We start from the raw sequence: 18,841 nt of genomic DNA, 5'->3' as shown, positions 1-18,841 counted from the left end.
ATACTAACATAAAAAGCCTAGAAATCAATCCTAGGCTTACAATTTTTTATTTTCCAAGGTAGTATTCAGAAACTACATTCAATTTTTCGTCGAATTCGAATACCAATGGTGGGAAGTTAGGGATTTCCACGTCCATGATTTCGTCGTCTGACAAACCTTTGATGTGTTTTACAAGGGCACGGATTGAGTTACCGTGAGCTCCTACGAATACGTTTTTACCATCTTTAAGAGCTGGAGCGATTTTATCTTCCCAGAATGGAAGTGCACGTTCCAAAGTCACTTTCAAGTTTTCAGCATCTGGAATAACTGAATCGTCAAGTGAAGCGTAACGACGGTCAGTGTGAGCTGAGTGCTCATCATCACGGTCCATGTTTGGAGGCAATACATCGTATGAACGACGCCAGATGTGAACTTGCTCATCACCAAATTGTTCAGCAGCTTCAGCTTTGTTTTTACCAGTCAAACCACCGTAGTGACGTTCGTTCAAACGCCATGATTTTTCAACTGGAACCCACAATTGGTCAGAAGCTTCAAGAGCCAAGTTAGTTGTTTTGATCGCACGTTTCAATACTGAAGTGTAAGCTTGGTCAAATTCGATACCAGCTTCTTTGATCAATTTACCAGCGTCAATCGCTTGTTGTGTACCTTTTTCAGACAAATCAACATCAGCCCAACCAGTGAAAAGGTTAGCTTTGTTCCATTCAGACTCACCGTGGCGAGCAAAAACCAATTTTACCATTAGATGGATTCTCCTTTAAATTTTCCGAGGTTTCCCCTCGTTTATCTATTCTATTTTACACAATTTTTCACAAAAAAGCTAGTCAAAACCAAAAAGGAACCGACTGTTTGGCAGTTGGATTGCTTTAAACAAATATACGCAAATATGTGAAAAGAAATTTCCATTTCACCCTTGCTAGTCTCTTTACTTTTTGTTAGAATGATGTCAAAAAATAAAGAAGGTTAACATTATGCCACAACATCTCTTTAAAGAATTGGCTCTACTAGAGCAAGTAGAGGCTCTAGCTCTAGGAGGTTCACGGGCCGGACAAGATTTTGACAAAGACTCTGATTATGATGTATATGTCTACCTCAGTGCTCCTCTCTCGCCAGATATCAGAAAAGAAATCCTCAGTAAATACTGCTCCTATATGGAAATCGGTAATCAATTTTGGGAATTGGAGGATGATTGTGTTCTCAATAATGGTATCGAAATCGAGTTGATTTACCGCTCTCTGGACGAATTTGACAAAGATTTACAAGCCGTAGTTGTAGAGCACCAAGCCCAGAATTCTTACACTACTTGTATGTGGCACAATCTGCTCAACAGTAAGATTATCTACGATCAAGATGGTCACTATGCTGCTCTCCAGAAAAAATACAATCTTCCTTATCCAGCTGAACTGAAAAAGAATATCATAAACAAGCAGTTCCTGCTCCTCGACCAAGCTATGCCAGCTTTTTCAAGACAAATCAAAAAAGCCCTCAAACGCCAAGATTTACTCAGCATCAATCACCGCACTAGCGAGTTTTTCGCCTCTTATTTCGATTTGCTCTTCGCCTTCAATGAGCAACTCCATCCAGGAGAAAAACGCATGCTCCAGTTCGCGAAAAACAATTGCTCTCATCTACCTCAAAATTTTGAGAACGATATCCAAGACTACTTTCAAAATCTCTACCAACTAGCTCACCAGCAGAAAACAGTCCTAACCTTAGAGCATCTCCTATTAAATCTCAAAAACTTGATTAATGAATCTATTTAGAATTACGATAAAAGCTCATGAAATCTGCTTTTCAGATGAATCATGAGCTTTTTGAATTTCTATAATATATAACGGTGTAGAGTTGATTGAAACAAGAGCAGGACAAAAAGGTACAAACATGATAAAAACGCATCGTATCAGGTGTTCAAAAACGTGATACAATGCGTTTAATAGACTATAAAATTAGTTGTCTTTTCTTCTCAAATGGAGTTTTCCCTAGACTTCTCAACCTTATTTCTCTTCAAATCCTTCAGCAACTGCGTCCGCAAAGTTTTCTTCTACGATGCTTGCGCAGTGGTCACAGATGGTTGCGTGGTAATGACGTTCTGCTGTTGTCGGGTCGATACGACGGCAACGGTCACACACTTCACCAGTTGCACGTTCTACAGTGAAAGCTACATCTTCAAAGGCTACTGCACCTTCTGGAGCTGGTCCTTCTGCGATGGTCAATTCTGAGACGATCAAGAGTTGAGCTACATTGCTGTTTACTGCTTCGAGTAGAGTTTTCACGACTTCGTTTGGATAAACTGTCAAATGAGCTTCAAGGGATTTACCGATTACTTTAGCATTACGAGCTTCTTCCAAGGCTTTTTGAGCTTGTCCACGGAAGTCCATGAAGGCTGCCCATGTGTCCAAGATTTCCTCTTGGTTAGCAAAGGTTTCCGCTTCTGGTAATTCTGACAACTGAACAAAGTCTTCGGCTTCAAACTCAAGATATGACCAGATTTCCTCTGCTGTGTGAGGAAGGATTGGTGTCAAGAGTTTGGTGATTTTGACAAGAATGTCATAGAAGACAGTCTGCATTTGACGGCGTTCCAGTGACTTAGCCCCTTCAATGTAAACAACATCTTTGGCAAAGTCAAGGTAGAAGGCTGACAAGTCAACGTTGATAAAGTTAACAAGCGCCTTGTAGATTGTCAAGAATTCGAAGTTTGCATAAGCATCACGAATCGTTTTCACAAGCTGGTTAAAGCGAATAGTCATGTACTTATCAACTGAGCGAAGCTCATCGTAAGCGACTGCATCTTGAGCTGGGTTAAAGTCAGATGTATTGGCAATCAAGAAACGAAGGGTGTTACGAATCTTACGGTAAGTTTCAGAGACTTGGCTCAAGATATCCATAGAGATACGCACATCATTGCTTGAATCCACACTTGTTACCCAGAGACGCAAGATTTCAGCACCAAATTGTTTTTCAACATCGCTTGGAGCAATGGTATTTCCAAGAGATTTAGACATCTTCTCACCTTTACCGTCAAGGGCAAATCCTTGTGACAGAATTTGTTTGTAAGGTGCTACACCATGGTTGGCAACAGATGTGATGAGTGAAGAGTTGAACCAACCACGGTACTGGTCAGAACCTTCTAGGTAAAGGTCTGCTGGGTAAGTCAACTCAGGACGGTTTACTACCACTCCATTCCATGATGAACCTGAGTCAAACCAAACGTCCATGATATCAGTTTCTTTTTTGAACTCGCCGTTTGGTGAACCTGAATGAGTAAATCCTTCTGGTAAAAGGTCTTTTGCATCACGTTCCCACCAAATGCTTGAACCATGTTCCTCAAAGAGTTGAGCCACATGTTCAATCGTTTCAGCAGTCATGATCGCTGTACCATCTTCAGCGTAGAAAATTGGAAGCGGAACACCCCAAGCACGTTGACGAGAGATAACCCAGTCGCCACGGTCACGAATCATATTGTAAAGACGGACTTTACCCCATTCTGAGTGGAATTTCACCTTTTCAATTTCGTCCAAGATTTCTTGGCGGAATTTAGAAACTGAGGCAAACCATTGTGGAACTGCACGCCAGATGATTGGTTTCTTAGTACGCCAGTCAAATGGATATGAGTGAGAGATTTCTTCTTGGGCAAGAAGGAGGTTACCAAGTTTTTCAATAACAGTTGGAACTACCTTTTCATAGAATTGACCTTCAAACTCAGGACCAGCATTCCCCATCATGATACCACGTTCGTCAACAGTCACTGCGACTTCAAGACCATTAGCAATACCAACATTGTAGTCGTCCTCACCAAAACCAGGGGCTGTATGGACGATACCTGTACCAGAGTCAGTCGTAACGTGGTCACCAAGGATCACCAACTCATCTACGGCTGTATCCCATGGGTGTTCTGTTACAATGTGGTTCAATTCTTGACCACGGTAAGTTGCTAAAACTTGAACATCAACCCAGCCAAATTTCTCAGACAAGCTAGTCAATAATTCTGCAGCAACCACAAACTTACGAGCTTCGCCAGTAGGTTGAACCAAAACATAATCAATATCTGCACCAACAGTCAGACCACGAGAAGCTGTGATGGTAAATGGAGTTGTTGTCCAGACTACGATATAAGTATCTGTATCTAGAACACCTTTGCCATCTTTTACCTTGTTGGCATAGTAAAGGGAAGTTGAAACCAAATCATGGTATTCAATCTCCGCTTCAGCAAGGGCTGACTCAGATGACCAAGACCAGTAAACTGGTTTTGCACCACGGTAGATATAACCTTTATTAGCCATCTCACCAAATACACGGATTTGAGCTGCTTCATAGTCAGGAGTCAAAGTCACATATGGATTTTCCCAGTCACCAGAAACACCCAAACGTTTGAAGTCTTCGCGTTGTTTATCTACTTGAGAAAGAGCGTATTCACGGCAAAGTTTCAAGTACTCAACCAAGTCCATTTCTTTACGTTTGATACCTTGTTTTGCCAAAACTTGCTCGATTGGCAGACCATGAGTGTCCCAACCTGGGATAAATGGTGCGTAAAAACCTGACATTGATTTTGAACGAACAATGATATCTTTTGAAATTTTGTTCATAGCGTGTCCAACGTGAATATTTCCGTTCGCGTATGGAGGGCCATCATGCAAGGTGAAATGAGGTTTTCCTTGGTTCAATTCTTGACGACGTTGATAAAGCTTTGCATCTTCCCATTCCTTTTGCCAAACTGGCTCTTTGGTAGGAAGTCCTGCACGCATTGGGAAAGCTGTTTTCCCAAGGTTAAGGGTATCTTTGAGTTTCATGGTATCTCCTTTATAAATAATAACAAATTAAAAACCACGACTGCCAAAAAGGACGAAAATCGTGGTACCACCTTTATTCGGAAAAAGATTTAGTCTTTCTCCCTCTTATCCCGTAACGTGGGGAACGTCAAATCTTACTAGCTTCAGACTTGAGTTTTTGAGAGGATAATCTTAGCATTAGGGATTACAGGACTCACACCATCTCCTGCTCGCTGGAAATATAAGGATAAGATATTGTTCTCAGAATATTTCTTATAAAATTGTAACAGATTCTTGCGGTGCCGCAAAACCTGGTTCTGAGTTTACAGCTTCAGTAGCTGGTGTTGGTCCTGAATAATGGCTTGGAGCTACTTCTGGCTCTTCATACATTGGACCAACTGGATGAGCTGGACTTTCTTCAACAACCGGAGCTGGTGAAACCACTTGTTCCTGCTCAGCTCTTGCTTCGGCTTCTGCAAGTTCCTTATTAGCCGCTTCGATACGCGCTTGCAACTCTGCCATTTCCTCGGGAGAAAACTGGCGAGTAATATCAATTGGTTCTTCCTCTGGATGTTGTTGCAAGACAGAGTCACCTAAGACTTCGCTGACCACTTCTTTGAAGGCCTCATCACTTGTCTGAAGATAAGTAGCTGTTGGACGAAGAATGTCTTCCCAATCTGAAGATTCAACAATTGCTAACTGGCTCTCAATTGTTGATTTGAGACGTTGGTGGAAGACACGGCTCTTGTTCTTCAATTCTTCTGTTTCAACAGCAACTTTCTTAGCATTATCAGTTGCTTGACGAAGAATTTCATTTGCCTTGTACTTAGCTTCTTCCAACAAACGTTGTGCATCCTGCTCTGCTTGGTGAATGATATTGTTTGAACGTTCAGTTGCAGCTTGTTTTACTCGTTCAGCTGTATCTTGTGCAATCAATACAGACTGGCTCAATGAATCTTTCATCTCATCAAAGTAAGACAAACGTTCTTCCAAACTCTTAATATGTAAATCCTTATCATGATTAGAGCGAACCAAATCTTCATAATCACGGACTACAATATCTAAAAATTCATCTACTTCTTCTTGATCAAACCCTCTAAAGCGTGTGCTAAAGGTTTTATCTTTGATTTCTAACGATGTAATTGGCATAATTTTCCTCACTTACTTAATAACAATTGGACCGTTAATTTCTTTTTATCTTTTTTTGTTTGCCCATTATCCCTAACGAGTTTCAATCGACCAAATTTCCTTACACTAATCAAATCACCAATTTGAACTGCATAATCTGATTTTTCAACTAAATGGTAATTGACTTGAACTGCCTGCTTTTCAATTAACTGATTTGCCTGATTTCTAGACAGCTTGAAGACCCCAGCTAGAAAAACATCTAACCTAGAACTAGCGATACAAATATCTAATTCTTGATAGTCCTCCACTGTATCAATCTTCTCAGTAAAATCCCGTTCTTCTAGACGAACTGGTAGACGAGCAATTTTCGTAATACCGTCTTGGAAAAGGAGACTAAACTGTCGATTAATGATAATCTGTGCTCTCTCTTCATTGACTAAGATATCACCAAATAGCTTTCTATCAATTCCCAGCTGATTTAAAACAGTCCCTAATATTTTTGCATGCGTTAAGCGTTCAAACTTATTAGGATAGACTATTTCTTGCAAGGATAGTTCAAAATCAGAAAACTCGGGTTCAAAATAATCAGGATATAGGAGAACCCGCACATACTCAGTTTCAAGAAACTGCCGACTGCTCATATAGGAGAGGCCGTTGGTTGATGCTAGAACTTTTAAAATCTTTTCCTGATGGGGATTTACAAAGGGTGTTAAAAAAGGAGAATAAGAATCTTCTACCTTTTTTATCCATTCTACTCCCTTATCAATAAAAGACGAATCATTCTTAGAAAAGTGTTGATAAATCATCTTGTTCATAGAAAGATCACTAAAAGTCGAATCAATTGTTCCCCTAGAAAGTGAACTAGTAATACCGCAATCCAAACAGACAAGTCAAGACCTGCAATCTGAAGGGGTAAACGTTGCAAGGGAGCAATTATCGGTTTCACTAAACTAATAATCAATCGTCCCAGACGTGATTCATAAGCATTGGGAAACCAAGACATCAGAGCAAAAATGATTAAAATCAGTGAATAGATATCCACTGCATTCTGAATAAAACGGATGAGAAAGAGCATTATCTCACTCTCGTACGTTTCATATCAAAGCCAAATTCACCATTTTGTGATTCATCTGGAATTTTGATGTCTTCAATATTGACGACAACATCAACTGGTGTCAGCAGGTACATAGTAGATGCTACCTTTTTCATGTTACCAGCTAAAACGTGACGTGCCCCGTCCAGATAATCCAAACAACGACGTGCTTGAACTTCTGTCATATATTGAAAATCAATCAAAATACTCTCATTACCAGCTAATAAATCAACAATATCTGTGGCATCTTCGTATTTACGTGGATAACGAACATCAATTGTCACCTTATCAGTAGAACGTTGACTTTGCATAGCCAACTCTTGTTGACGGGCATGAAGACGGGTGATGTTTTTATCTTTAGATGGCGTGCTACCAGCTTGTTGAGGCAACTCTTGAACAGAAGGGACTGGAGTCACAATCGGCTCTTCAGCTTTAGGCTGATAAGTAGTACCAACATCTTCTCCATCTTCTGTAAAATAATCTATAAATTTATCAAATCTATCTTTTAAAGACATATTTCTTTCCTATTTAAAAAATGCTGTACCAATTCTGACAAATGTTGAGCCAAATTCAATCGCTTCCTTGTAGTCACGACTCATACCCATACTCAAGTCTGTCATTGGCATATTGGGAATTTGTTTTTCTCTAATTTCTAGTTGCAAATCCTGCGTAGCTTTAAAAATTTCTTTCAACTCATCACTACTAGCTTCAAAAGGAGCCATGGTCATCAAGCCTACATATTCAATTTTATCTAAGGTGGCCAATTCTGGCAAGAGCTCCAGTAGTTCTTCCTTTGAAAAACCATGTTTGCTCTCTTCCCTTGAGATATTTACTTGTAAGAAACACTTAACAACTCGGTTACTTCTTTTTTGAATTTCTTCTGCTAGCTTTAATGAATCCAAAGCGTGGAAATAATCAACATACTGAATGACATCTTTGACCTTGCGTCTTTGCAAGGTTCCAATCAAATGCCAGGTAATATTTCTATCTTTTAAAGCTTCATATTTCTCAAGAAATTTATCCACACGATTTTCACCAATATGATGCACACCTAGCGGAAGCAAAGCCTCCGCTGTCGGTACGTCTACATATTTTGTAACAGCAACAACCGAAACAGAATTGGCTTCTCTTCCTGACTGCTGACTTGCATCTTTTATTTGTTGAAAAACACGTTCTGTATTTTCTTTCAAATTCATTTACTTAACGATTTTTGAAAAATGGAGGAGTGTCTAATTCATCCTCATCGTGTAAAGATGGTGCTTCAAAACGTTCAACTGGTGATACAACTGAATCAGTCGGACGAACAATTGTCTCACGACGCAAGTCCCAATCACCAAATGCTGAAGTTTGAGAAGTTTCTGTGCGACGAGGTGCTGGACTTGGAATTTCTGCAGTTTCAGCCATATCAAACTGACGATTATGATTGTGTGCATGACTAGGGCTTGCTTGTTCATGACGAACAGCTTGTCTTGGTGCATGGCCCACAACTTTTTCAACACGATCTTGACGAACACCAGTTGCAACGACTGTAACACGAATTTCATCTTTCATGTTTTCATCGATAGATGTTCCGAGCCAGATGTTCACTCCTTGACCAGCCGCTTGGTTGACGATTTCTGAAGCTTCTTCTGCTTCAATCAAAGTCAAGTCAAGTCCACCAGTAACGTTGACAATGACATCCTCGGCACCGTCAATAGTTGTTTCAAGAAGTGGTGAGTAAATTGCCTTACGAGCTGCTTCTACCACACGTTCTTCACCACTACCGATACCGATACCCATTAGGGCGTTCCCTTTATTTGCCATAACTGTTTTCACATCGGCAAAGTCAAGGTTAATCAAACCAGGATTTGTGATCAAATCCGTAATCCCTTGAACACCTTGGCGAAGTACGTTATCTGCTTCGCTAAGAGCTTCAAGAAGTGGAGTTTTCTTATCAACAATTTCAAGCAAGTTGTTGTTTGAAATAATCAATAGAGTATCTACATGCTCACGAAGTTGATTGATTCCTTCTACAGCGTACTGACCACGTTTGCTTCCTTCGAAACCGAAAGGACGTGTCACAACACCAACTGTAAGAGCACCTAAATCTTTAGCAATGCGGGCAATAACAGGAGCTGCACCAGTACCAGAACCACCTCCCATACCTGCAGTAATGAAGACCATATCTGCTCCAGTAATAGCTTGAGTCAAAGCTTCTTCGCTTTCTTCAGCTGCCTTTTGACCAACTTCAGGTCGACCGCCAGCACCCAAACCACGAGTCAATTTAGGGCCTAACTGAATTACAGTCTCAGCTTTTGTACTACTCAAAGCTTGTACATCTGTGTTTGCTGCGATAAATTCTACGCCTGCAACACCTTCGTCAACCATGCGGTTAATGGCGTTACCACCACCTCCACCAACACCGATTACTTTAATAACTGCACCTTGAGCTGCTGCTGTATCAAATGAAAATGTCATAGTTTATTTTTCCTCTTTTATTCATCAAACATGCTTCCGATTAAGCCACGGAAACGATCTGCGATTTTTGGTTTATTTTGAGAAGATACTTTATCTTCTTTCGGAGCAACTACGTTCGTAGAAGCTGATGTCTCTACCTCAGTATTTTGAACTGGTTGAATTGGGGTAGGTTGTGCTACCTGCGTAACACGTTGAATCATCCCGCCGAAATTAATTGGTTGATGACGCAAGGTATCTTCACCCTTGACTGCTCGTTGCGCTAATAAATGTACTTCAGTCAATTGACCAGCAAATTCAGACAAGCTGATCACATGAGCAAAGGCAGGGTTACGAATTCCAACTTGATTTGGAACGTAAAGTTTGACACCAACGCCAAAGACTTCCTGTGCAAGTTCTACGATACCTGGCAAAATAGCATTTCCACCAATCAGAACAATTCCACCTGGAAGATCCAACAAATGTCTTCTCTCCAACTCTTGTTTAATTTGTTCAAAAATGTGTTTAATGCGAGCTGAAATAATCTCTGCTAGATAGCTTTCTGTAACTTCTACAGGCTCTACTTCACCAATCACTTCAACTTGGAAGGTTTCATTACTTGCAAGTGAAGGATAGGCTTCACCATAGTTCAATTTCAATCCTTCAGCTAGTTTTTGTGAAGTCTTCAAGACTTTAGAGATATCTTTTGTGACATAATCTCCACCTTCTTGAAGAATATTTGTAAACTGGAGTTCTTGGTTACGGATTGTAGCAACAGTTGTTTGCCCTGCTCCCATATCAATCACAGTAGCTCCAAATTCACGCTCACCTTCGTTCAAGACTGAACGAACCAAAGCCAATGGCGAAATAATAATATTTTCAACTTGAACACCTGAGCGCTCAACTGTCTTGCGTAAATTGTGAAGAATAGTACGTGGACCTGTGTAAAGCAAACCACGCATTTCAAGACGAACACCCATCATGCCACGTGGATCACGAATACCTTGGAAACCATCTACGATAAATTCTTCTGGAATAAAAGTAATGACTTCACGATCTGGTGTCATACTCTTCGTCAAGGCTGATTTGACAACATTCTCGACATCTTGATCTGTAATTTCTTTTGTATCAGATGTAACTGGAATCATTCCTTGAGTTGGTTCTACTTGCAAAAGATTTCCAGGCAAACCAACATTCACTGATTTGATTGAAATGCCAGCCTTCTCTTCTGCTTGGGAAATAGCTGACTTGATAGCAGTTGCTGCTGCTTCAATATCAACGATAATCCCATCCTTTACACCTTTACTCTTGGCATTACTTACACCAATTACATTTAGTTCACCATTTCTAAGCTCGGCAACCAATACCTTAATCGAATTAGTTCCGATATCTAAGCCTGTAAAAAAACCATCTCTAGTCATTACATCGCATCCTCTCTCTTCCAAGTTTCAAACTTCTATTCAATATAGCTAAAATAGGGCATAGCTATTCACAGAATATTATAACACAAAAAATCCAATCGTGCTTAGTTTTTCCTAAATTTACTTACCATTTTTTCATATTCTCTCATCAGCTCTTTTTCTCTTCCAAACAAGTTATAAAAAATCAGATTTATGAAAAAAAGAAAGCTTGAATTTAAGCTTTCTTTGCAATCATTTTTTCTGCTTCTTGTTCTAAAAATAGTTCCAAGATTTTCTTGGTCAAAGTAATGGCTGCTGATAAGGCTACAGAAACGATCAAATAATTAGCCACTAAGCCGTGATCTCCAACCAATGGTGGTTTGGTCAAGAATCCGTAATCTCCACCTGTTACCAAATTGACCACAAAAATCAAGGCATTTAGTCCAAAGGTCATAAGAAAAATTCTTTTCACATCAAGCATTTTTGCGTCGTACTGTTTCAAGAGATAAACCAGTGAATTTCCTAAGAGTGCTAAGTGTCCAAAGATAAAGGATAAAATCGCAATATGCGGGAATGGGTAAGGATCTGGCACGGGATAAACAAAGGCTGCTAATGTCCCAAATGTTCCTAGTAATGCAAAATACTGCCGATATTTGGATTGACCAGGAAGCAAAAGCACCACAAACATAGCCATACGGCAATGGTAAAAGGGTAAGCTTTCTGACAATGGCATATGATTAACCCCGTACCATCCATAAAGAAGGATTAACTGAACTGCCTGCAAGATTTGGAAAAATCGTTGATAAGCCTTCTTTTCACGATAACGATAGGCTGTATAAAAGGTCAAGGCCAAGAGTGTAAATATACTGACATACCAAAAAAGGTCAAATTTGGGTGGTTCTGTTGCTTGGGTCGTAAAAAAAATATCCCATAAATTCATCTAGTCTTCCTCATGATTCAAAATTTTCCTGCATTTTATTATACCATGCTATTTAAGAAAAATGAATTTAGAAATACGATAATTATCTTCTTAGTCAAGATATTGCTCCCTCTGACCTTGATAAACCTGCCAAAGAATCTCTATTTGCTCCTTGGTAATGCGTTTTTCAGATAAGTTCGGCAGTTGGTCAATGGCAAAAAATTGAAGGTCAGCGATTTCTTGATTTTCTTGGAATTGTCCATCAAGAAGCTTACATTCAAAAACAAACTTTGCATACTGTTTGCTCTGTAGTTGGAAACGATTAGTATCAAAAACAGCTAGCAGTCTTTCAACTTTGGCTTTAAAACCGGTTTCTTCTTCAATTTCCTTGAGAATATTTTCGGTTGGAGAATAGCCAACCTCACCAAAACCACCTGGCAAAGCCCAACTATCCTCTCCTTGTCCCCTAACCAGACAAATCTTCTCATCCTCAACAATCCAAGCACGGACGTCCATTAAAGGAGTCGCATAAGCGGAGGTCGGTTTCAAGACTTCTGCCACTTCTTCTGCATCCAGGTCTGATGCTTGATTCAACATTTCAGATAAAAGACCTCGCAAGTCTTCGTAGCGCTCACGGTCAAAAGGATCCTTTGTAAAGGTTAATCCAGTATCTGTAAAGGCAATCATTCTTTGCAAATACTTGACAAAATCACTTGTCTTCATGTTCTAAACTTTCTACCAGCTTAGCTAGATTCATGGAGTTAGAGCCTTTGAGCAGGATTTGGTCGTGGACTCCTAAGCTTTCCTTGACCTGCTTAACTAGGTCTTCAAATTGGTCTTGGTCATCTGTTTTCTTGAAGTAGTAAACGTGGCCGATTGGGAACATTTGACTGGCAAGTTGGGCCAATTCTGCAATGTCTTCTCCGTAGAAAATCACGGTATCCAGCACATCTGGTGAAAGGCTCAAAATCATCTGGTTATGGAGCTGAACAGACTGGTCACCGAGTTCCTTCATGTCTGCTAAGACAGCGATTTTCTTGCCCCCTTCATTGGCTGGAATGGCAGAGAAAGTCTCCAAAATTAGCTTCATAGCAGTTGGATTGGCATTGTAAACATCTGACAAGATATCCGCTCCATTGACTGCTTTCTTCCATTCGGTACGGTTACGCGTCAATTCAAGATTTTGGAAAGCCTGACGAATTTGCTCCTCTGACACTCCTTCTTGCAGGGCAACATAGGATGCAATCATAGCATTAGTGGCATTGTACTTACCAGTCACTGGCAAATCAAGGGCTTGTTCCAAGAAATTAGCCTTAAATGTCAGACTATCCTTGCGCTCAATCAAGTCTGTAATTTCCAACTCTGCTCCTTGCCCAAAACGAACTACCTTTTTGTCAGCTGGCAAGTAGTCCTCTACAATCGAGTCAGCCGGTGCCAAAAGCAAAGAACCCGATGACATACCATCTGCAATTTGCATTTTTCCTTTAGCAATCTCTGAACGGTCTTTGAAAAAGGCCAAATGTGCTTCTCCAACCAAGGTCACAATGGCTGTTTTTGGATGAGCCAATTCAGACAAGAGATGAATATCTCCCAAGTGATCCTGTCCCATCTCCAAGACCAACTTTTCTGTTTCTTCAGGCATATGAAGAACCGTGTAAGGAAGACCAATCTCATTATTGTAGTTACCTTGAGTTTTGTAGGTCTTGTAGGTTGTTGATAGCAAGTGCGCCAACATGTCTTTGGTTGTTGTTTTACCATTTGAACCTGTGACAGCAAAAACATCAACTGCTGTTTTTTCAAGATAGTAGGCAGCTAGGGATTGAAAGGCAGCCAAAACGTCATCTACTAGAATGTAGGGATGATTTGCGACCTCTTTCTCAGACAGGGTTGCAGCAGCGCCATTTTCAAAAGCTGTTTCGATAAAGTCATGACCGTCACGCGCACCTTTGAGGGGCACAAATAAATCCCCTGTCGCAATCAGACGACTGTCAAACTCAGCCTTCTCTAACTGGGTGTCCTCAAATATACTGACATCATTTTTAGCTCCTACAACTTGAGCCACTTCGTGAATTGTAAGTTTCATTTCTACTCCTTTAAAAAGGGTCGAAGTCCGAGAACTCTGATCACCTTGCAGTGATGGTTCTGGCTCCTACCCTCTCTTTCATTTTATAGCAAATGCGCTTCGCGCTTGTCAAAACTTTCCTTGGCAAGGTCAACCAATCGCTCGATTAGGTCTGGGTAGCTGATTCCCATATTGTCCCAAAGTAGTGGGTACATAGACCACTGGGTGAAACCTGGCATGGTATTGAGCTCGTTGAGGAAAATCTCTCCCTTATCTGTATAGAAGAAATCACAACGAGATAGACCGAGGCCACCAATGGCACGGAAGGCTGTTTCTGCATTCTGACGCATGACAGCTACCACATCATCACTGATTTTGGCTGGGATGTCCATAGTAATCTTGTTATCAATATACTTGGCATCGTAGTCATAAAAGGCAACATCCTTGACTACTTCTCCTGGTAGCGTACTCTTGACATCGTAGTTGCCCAAGAGACCAACCTCGATTTCACGAGCATTTACCCCTTGCTCTACCAAGACACGGCTGTCATATTGGAAGGCAAGTTTCAAGGCTTGACGGAGTTCTTCTTGATTTTCAGACTTAGAAATACCGACACTAGAACCCATGTTTGATGGTTTTGTGAAGACTGGATAAGTCAATTTTTCTTCAACTTCGGAAATTTTAGCAGTCACATCATCACCTTCGACAATGGCCACATAAGGAACTTGGGCAATCCCGACAGATTCTAACACACGTTTGGTGGTGATTTTATCCATGGCAAGACTAGATGACAAGATGTTGCAACCAACATAAGGCATTTTCAAAACTTCAAGGAAGCCTTGAACAGAGCCATCTTCTCCCATCGGACCATGAAGAACTGGAAAGACCACTGCCCCTTCTTTGTAGATGGCACTTGGTGCAACTTTCTTATCCCAATCAATGGTTTCATTGGTCATGAGACGGTCCTCTTGACCTGGAGTCTGGCTAAATTCTTGCGTTTTAATAAAGTCACCTGACTGGCTGATGAAGAAAGTCTCGACTGTGAAACGGTCGTAGTTGACCGCACGCATCACACTCTCAGCTGAAAGAACAGAGACTTCACGCTCTGCACTACGTCCACCGTATAAAAGAATAATCGTTTGTTTCATATTATTTGTTCCAATTCTAATAGAATACTCATTCTTTAGTATATCATATTTGCTTCTTTTTTGAAACTTGAACCTGATACTGGTCTCCAATAAATCTAAAAAGAGACCGATAAAACAACTGTCGGTCTCCGTGATTTTTGTCTAAATAAATTGAGTGTGTTCATTTGTCTAGACTTACAACTCTGTTCGATTTTCAATGGCTCGTAAGAGTGTAACTTCATCCGCATATTCAATGTCCGCTCCCACAGCTAGACCTCGTGCTAGACGCGTAACCTTGATACCAGCTGGCTTGAGCAAGCGTGAAAGATACATGGATGTCGCTTCACCATCTGCTGTAGCATTGGTCGCCACAATCACTTCTGAAACTTCACTATCCATCAGACGAGTCATAAGGCTCTTGAGATTGATATCATCTGGACTGATACCATTCATGGGAGAAATGAGTCCATGTAAAACATGATAGAGTCCATGGTATTCTTGGATATTCTCCATGGCTGCCACATCGCGACTATCCTCTAACACCAAAATTGTCGTCTGGTCACGAGTCGGATCGGTACAGATAGAGCAAGGATCGTCATCAGTCAGGCGACCGCAGATGGAACAGTAGGTCAGCTCTCTCTTAGCAGAAAGGAGATTTTTAGCAAATTCATTGACATCGTCATCAGACATTCCAATCGTATAAAAGGCCAGACGTGTAGCCGTCTTAATCCCGATACCCGGTAACTTAGAATAACTGTCAATTAGCTTAGCAATAGGTGTTGGATAAAGCATATGTTCCTTTCTAATTCATTGGATGGTGTTGGTTATAGAGGTTGATAATATCGCGCGCAATGGAAGGTCCGACACCATTTGTAAGGTTGGTGTTATGAGGGAAGACAACAGCTACAGCGATTTGAGGATTATCTGATGGTGCATAGGCCACAGCATTAGTATTGTTAGCTTCTTGACCACCCTCAACATAACTTTCGGCAGTACCTGTTTTACCACTAATCGATACGCTTGCGCCATTTGAAAAGGCACGACCGGTTGTCAAAGCACTACCACCATGTGACACTTGATAAAAGCCTTGTTGGAGGATGGAAACATCAGACTCAGAAATATTAATTTTATTCATTTCCTTGGTATCAATAGATTGAATTAAATCTCCTAAACCACCTTGTTCATTATTTCCATAAATCCCCTCAACAATGTGGGGGGCAATCCTAACACCGTTGTTGGCAATAGTTCCAACGTACTGGGCTAATTGCATTGGGGTGTAGTTATCAAACTGACCAAATGCATTGGTAATGTAATTAGCGAAATTATACTCTTTTGGAATAAAACCAGTTGACTCATCTGGAAGGTCAATGCCTGTTGAGGCTCCAAGACCATATTCCGCAAATGTCGAACGAAGTTTCCCCATAGCGGATTCTAAATTGTTAGTTAAAACAAACATATTGGGTTGATAGGTCTGACCCATAATGCCCAAAGCCGTTTGAACCATGTAGGTATTAGAAGAATACTCCAAGGCTTCCACAGCTGTAATCGGGAATGAACCGTAGGCCTGAGTATACCAAGAATTAATTGGAGCTGAACCTTGGAAGACAATCGGTTGGTCTGTCAAGGTCTGATTCCCTGATAAGACTCCATTCTCCCAACCAGAGCTGATGGTCGCCGCCTTAACGACCGAACCGGGTACAAAGACATCGGTTACTGTTCCCAAGGAATCAGGTGTTAAATCTCCCGTTTTCAAGTCATGTTTGAGTCCTGACATAGACAAAACCGCACCTGTTTTTGGGTTGAGGGCAACTGCATACACACCTTCTGAATACTTGGCTCCTCCATTTCCCAGTTCGGAATTGAAATAACTCTTAAGCAGATTGTCCACGCTATCTTGGAAGGCCAAATCAATAGTCAGTTTAATATTATTCCCTTTGGTACCATCTTCGATATTTTCGACACTTTCCATGTTACCGTACTTATCTAGATGGATTTCCTTAACTGAGCGTTTCCCTTGCAAGGTTTCTTCATATTGTTTTTCTAGATAAGAGGTTCCAACACGGTCGTTTAGAGAATAGCCCTTTTTAATATAAGCATCTGCTTCCTCAGCTGGTAGACCAGCTTTTTCACTGGATACACTTCCTACTATAGACGAAAGAGAAGTCTCTAGAACCTTTCGATCCCACGAAGTTGAAATACTGATACCAGGTAAATTCTTAGAAGCTGAAGCAATCAGGGCAATCTGTGTATCTGTCAAAGAATCTGTCGCAATGGTCCCTGTCGCAAAATTTCCAACTGCATTGAGTTGACTAAAGAGGTAAATTTCTTTCTTTTCGTCATCCGAGTAGGTCAATTGACTTGGATCGATACTTTCAACAGTATTATTGTAAAGCTCGGATTCAGATAATTGATTGCCATCAGAATCAAATCGCTTCTCACGTGGTAAACTTTCCACTGCTTTCTTATAGACATCTTGATCTGCTAGGTAATAGTCCGCCAACTGTCGGTCAGTCAATGTTGGAGAAGAAACTCCCACATAAGCCAGCAACTTCTTGGCTGTTTCTTTCAAATCTGCAGCCGTCATTTTGTTGTTTCGAGTAAAGGAAACAACTTGTTTCACAGTATTTTCAACCAAAGGCTTGCCGCTGGCATCATAAATTTCGCCCCGAGCCGAACTAGTGGTCACCTTTGTTTTACTGGCAGATGCTAATTTTGTCTCATAAAAATCCTTATTCAAAACCTGCATATAAAGCAGGCGACCAATGATGGCCATAAAGAGCAAAATGACAATTGAAAACAATAAATTAAGCCGAATCGGAATCGAATGGCTGTCAAATTTTCTCATACAAATCAGTCTCATTTCTATTTAAAATCTTACTCTTCATTGTACCACAATTTGAGAAGAAAATTATGGAAAAGGAAAAAGCTTTTTCCTTTTTACGGGAAAATACGATTTTATTTATCTATCCCTATATTATATGATATAATAAATGTAAAAGTTCGATGACCCAGTCTTTTTCCAATACGACTCATTTAAAGGAGCCTTTCTATGGACAAACCAGATATAGCAACCATCATTGATTCCCACTTCGAAGAAATGACAGATTTAGAGCAAGAAATCGCTCGCTATTTTTTGCAAGCTGAAACTATTGCCGATGATTTATCATCCCAGCAAGTCACTCAAAAATTACATATCTCTCAAGCCGCTCTGACCCGCTTTGCTAAAAAGTGTGGTTTTACAGGCTATCGAGAATTTATTTTCCAATACCAACACCAGGCAGAGAAACAAGACACCCATTCTCACAAACATAGTCCACTGACAAAACGAGTCCTCAGAAGCTATAGTAATATGCGGGAACAAACACAGGACTTGATTGACGAAGTCCAACTAGAACAAATTGCCCAATTAATCGAAGATGCTGAGCGTGTCTACTTCTTCGGAACAGGTAGTTCTGGCCTTGTCGCCCGTGAAATGAAATTGCGTTTCATGCGTCTGGGTGTGGTCTGCGAGGCCTTGACCGATCAAGACGGTTTTGCTTGGACGACCAGCATTATGGATGAGAATTGTCTCGTACTCGGTTTCTCACTTTCTGGCACAACTCCTTCTATTTTAGATAGCCTATTAGATGCCAAGGAGATGGGGGCAAAGACTGTACTCTTTACAAGTGTTCCCAATAAAGATAGCCAGGCCTATACAGAGACTGTTCTTGTAGCCACCCACAGTCAGTCATCCTACATCCAACGAATATCCGCTCAACTTCCAATGCTCTTCTTTATCGATTTGATTTATGCCTACTTTTTGGAAATCAATCGTGAAAGCAAGGAAAAAATCTTTAACAGCTACTGGGAAAATAAAAAACTCAACGGCTATCGTAGACAAAAACGTATCAGAAAATCCTAGCTTGGCTGAGCCAAA

The 18,841-nt window shown here is 40.7% G+C and carries 17 protein-coding genes; 2 read left to right on the top strand and 15 right to left on the bottom strand.

Annotation, left to right across the window (positions count from 1 at the left end):
* Positions 1 to 46: 46 nt before the first annotated feature.
* A complete protein-coding gene (locus tag N8L39_RS05855; RefSeq protein ID WP_000240129.1) occupies positions 47 to 739 on the bottom strand; it encodes a phosphoglycerate mutase in 693 nt (230 codons plus the stop codon).
* Positions 740 to 968: 229 nt separating this feature from the next.
* On the opposite strand from N8L39_RS05855, the gene N8L39_RS05850 reads away from it, so the two are divergent.
* The gene (locus N8L39_RS05850) at positions 969 to 1,760 is read left to right on the top strand and encodes a nucleotidyltransferase domain-containing protein (protein ID WP_261010339.1); all 792 of its coding nucleotides are present in this window, start codon (positions 969 to 971) and stop codon (positions 1,758 to 1,760) included.
* A gap of 231 nt (positions 1,761 to 1,991) precedes the next feature.
* Here N8L39_RS05850 and ileS read toward each other — a convergent pair whose 3' ends face one another.
* The 14 genes from ileS to pbp2b all read right to left on the bottom strand — a co-directional run bounded on the left by ileS (position 1,992) and on the right by pbp2b (position 17,785).
* Positions 1,992 to 4,784, bottom strand: a complete 2,793-nt coding sequence (ileS, locus tag N8L39_RS05845) for an isoleucine--tRNA ligase (protein ID WP_261010340.1) — start codon at positions 4,782 to 4,784, stop codon at positions 1,992 to 1,994.
* A 252-nt stretch (positions 4,785 to 5,036) separates the two neighbouring features.
* Positions 5,037 to 5,912 carry a DivIVA domain-containing protein gene (locus tag N8L39_RS05840; protein WP_025172902.1) on the bottom strand — a complete coding sequence of 292 codons (876 nt, stop codon included), beginning with the start codon at positions 5,910 to 5,912 and terminating at the stop codon, positions 5,037 to 5,039.
* 8 nt (positions 5,913 to 5,920) lie between these two features.
* Positions 5,921 to 6,706 carry a YlmH family RNA-binding protein gene (locus N8L39_RS05835; RefSeq protein ID WP_261010341.1) on the bottom strand — a complete coding sequence of 262 codons (786 nt, stop codon included), beginning with the start codon at positions 6,704 to 6,706 and terminating at the stop codon, positions 5,921 to 5,923.
* Positions 6,703 to 6,966: a YggT family protein gene (locus N8L39_RS05830; protein ID WP_000898129.1), complete on the bottom strand. Its 264-nt coding sequence runs from the start codon at positions 6,964 to 6,966 to the stop codon at positions 6,703 to 6,705. Before N8L39_RS05830 ends, N8L39_RS05835 begins: the two co-directional genes overlap by 4 nt.
* Positions 6,966 to 7,499 carry a cell division protein SepF gene (locus N8L39_RS05825; RefSeq protein WP_000053357.1) on the bottom strand — a complete coding sequence of 178 codons (534 nt, stop codon included), beginning with the start codon at positions 7,497 to 7,499 and terminating at the stop codon, positions 6,966 to 6,968. Before N8L39_RS05825 ends, N8L39_RS05830 begins: the two co-directional genes overlap by 1 nt.
* A 9-nt stretch (positions 7,500 to 7,508) precedes the next feature.
* Entirely contained in the window at positions 7,509 to 8,180 is a 672-nt protein-coding gene (locus tag N8L39_RS05820) for a YggS family pyridoxal phosphate-dependent enzyme (RefSeq protein WP_261010342.1), read from the bottom strand.
* Between the two features lie 4 nt (positions 8,181 to 8,184).
* Complete coding sequence (gene ftsZ, locus N8L39_RS05815) at positions 8,185 to 9,441, bottom strand: cell division protein FtsZ (RefSeq protein ID WP_023946158.1); 1,257 nt, start codon at positions 9,439 to 9,441, stop codon at positions 8,185 to 8,187.
* A gap of 17 nt (positions 9,442 to 9,458) precedes the next feature.
* Positions 9,459 to 10,838: a cell division protein FtsA gene (gene ftsA, locus N8L39_RS05810; RefSeq protein WP_261010343.1), complete on the bottom strand. Its 1,380-nt coding sequence runs from the start codon at positions 10,836 to 10,838 to the stop codon at positions 9,459 to 9,461.
* 214 nt (positions 10,839 to 11,052) lie between these two features.
* Complete coding sequence (locus tag N8L39_RS05805) at positions 11,053 to 11,757, bottom strand: YwaF family protein (RefSeq protein ID WP_261010344.1); 705 nt, start codon at positions 11,755 to 11,757, stop codon at positions 11,053 to 11,055.
* Positions 11,758 to 11,847: 90 nt separating this feature from the next.
* Positions 11,848 to 12,459: an NUDIX hydrolase N-terminal domain-containing protein gene (locus N8L39_RS05800; RefSeq protein WP_261010345.1), complete on the bottom strand. Its 612-nt coding sequence runs from the start codon at positions 12,457 to 12,459 to the stop codon at positions 11,848 to 11,850.
* Positions 12,446 to 13,819 (bottom strand): UDP-N-acetylmuramoyl-tripeptide--D-alanyl-D-alanine ligase, encoded by a 1,374-nt coding sequence (locus N8L39_RS05795; protein ID WP_261010346.1) that lies wholly within the window; start codon positions 13,817 to 13,819, stop codon positions 12,446 to 12,448. The genes N8L39_RS05800 and N8L39_RS05795 overlap by 14 nt, the downstream gene beginning before the upstream one ends.
* An 83-nt stretch (positions 13,820 to 13,902) precedes the next feature.
* On the bottom strand, positions 13,903 to 14,946 hold the full coding sequence (locus N8L39_RS05790; protein ID WP_261010347.1) for a D-alanine--D-alanine ligase: 1,044 nt from the start codon (positions 14,944 to 14,946) through the stop codon (positions 13,903 to 13,905).
* A gap of 174 nt (positions 14,947 to 15,120) precedes the next feature.
* On the bottom strand, positions 15,121 to 15,717 hold the full coding sequence (gene recR / locus N8L39_RS05785) for a recombination mediator RecR (protein ID WP_000966754.1): 597 nt from the start codon (positions 15,715 to 15,717) through the stop codon (positions 15,121 to 15,123).
* Positions 15,718 to 15,727: 10 nt separating this feature from the next.
* Positions 15,728 to 17,785 carry a penicillin-binding protein PBP2B gene (pbp2b, locus tag N8L39_RS05780; protein WP_261010348.1) on the bottom strand — a complete coding sequence of 686 codons (2,058 nt, stop codon included), beginning with the start codon at positions 17,783 to 17,785 and terminating at the stop codon, positions 15,728 to 15,730.
* Between the two features lie 189 nt (positions 17,786 to 17,974).
* Between pbp2b and N8L39_RS05775 the strand changes: the two genes are divergently transcribed.
* Positions 17,975 to 18,826 (top strand): MurR/RpiR family transcriptional regulator, encoded by an 852-nt coding sequence (locus N8L39_RS05775; RefSeq protein WP_261010349.1) that lies wholly within the window; start codon positions 17,975 to 17,977, stop codon positions 18,824 to 18,826.
* Positions 18,827 to 18,841: the final 15 nt, after the last annotated feature.

It is taken from the genome of Streptococcus mitis (assembly GCF_946190285.1).
Lineage (GTDB): Bacteria > Bacillota > Bacilli > Lactobacillales > Streptococcaceae > Streptococcus > Streptococcus mitis_CP.
Note: the sequence above shows the minus strand (reverse complement) of the source record. Positions and strands in the feature narration are given on the sequence as shown.

Excerpts from the sequence above, each read along its gene's own strand:
- N8L39_RS05850 (WP_261010339.1), top strand. The coding sequence starts at position 969 with ATGCCACAACATCTCTTTAAAGAATTGGCTCTACTAGAGCAAGTAGAG.
- N8L39_RS05805 (WP_261010344.1), bottom strand. The coding sequence starts at position 11,757 with ATGAATTTATGGGATATTTTTTTTACGACCCAAGCAACAGAACCACCC.
- N8L39_RS05800 (WP_261010345.1), bottom strand. The coding sequence starts at position 12,459 with ATGAAGACAAGTGATTTTGTCAAGTATTTGCAAAGAATGATTGCCTTT.
- N8L39_RS05825 (WP_000053357.1), bottom strand. The coding sequence starts at position 7,499 with ATGTCTTTAAAAGATAGATTTGATAAATTTATAGATTATTTTACAGAA.
- N8L39_RS05855 (WP_000240129.1), bottom strand. The coding sequence starts at position 739 with ATGGTAAAATTGGTTTTTGCTCGCCACGGTGAGTCTGAATGGAACAAA.
- N8L39_RS05775 (WP_261010349.1), top strand. The coding sequence starts at position 17,975 with ATGGACAAACCAGATATAGCAACCATCATTGATTCCCACTTCGAAGAA.
- N8L39_RS05790 (WP_261010347.1), bottom strand. The coding sequence starts at position 14,946 with ATGAAACAAACGATTATTCTTTTATACGGTGGACGTAGTGCAGAGCGT.
- pbp2b (WP_261010348.1), bottom strand. The coding sequence starts at position 17,785 with ATGAGACTGATTTGTATGAGAAAATTTGACAGCCATTCGATTCCGATT.
- N8L39_RS05830 (WP_000898129.1), bottom strand. The coding sequence starts at position 6,966 with ATGCTCTTTCTCATCCGTTTTATTCAGAATGCAGTGGATATCTATTCA.
- recR (WP_000966754.1), bottom strand. The coding sequence starts at position 15,717 with ATGCTTTATCCAACACCTATTGCTAAGCTAATTGACAGTTATTCTAAG.
- N8L39_RS05795 (WP_261010346.1), bottom strand. The coding sequence starts at position 13,819 with ATGAAACTTACAATTCACGAAGTGGCTCAAGTTGTAGGAGCTAAAAAT.
- N8L39_RS05840 (WP_025172902.1), bottom strand. The coding sequence starts at position 5,912 with ATGCCAATTACATCGTTAGAAATCAAAGATAAAACCTTTAGCACACGC.
- ftsZ (WP_023946158.1), bottom strand. The coding sequence starts at position 9,441 with ATGACATTTTCATTTGATACAGCAGCAGCTCAAGGTGCAGTTATTAAA.
- ftsA (WP_261010343.1), bottom strand. The coding sequence starts at position 10,838 with ATGACTAGAGATGGTTTTTTTACAGGCTTAGATATCGGAACTAATTCG.
- ileS (WP_261010340.1), bottom strand. The coding sequence starts at position 4,784 with ATGAAACTCAAAGATACCCTTAACCTTGGGAAAACAGCTTTCCCAATG.
- N8L39_RS05820 (WP_261010342.1), bottom strand. The coding sequence starts at position 8,180 with ATGAATTTGAAAGAAAATACAGAACGTGTTTTTCAACAAATAAAAGAT.
- N8L39_RS05835 (WP_261010341.1), bottom strand. The coding sequence starts at position 6,706 with ATGAACAAGATGATTTATCAACACTTTTCTAAGAATGATTCGTCTTTT.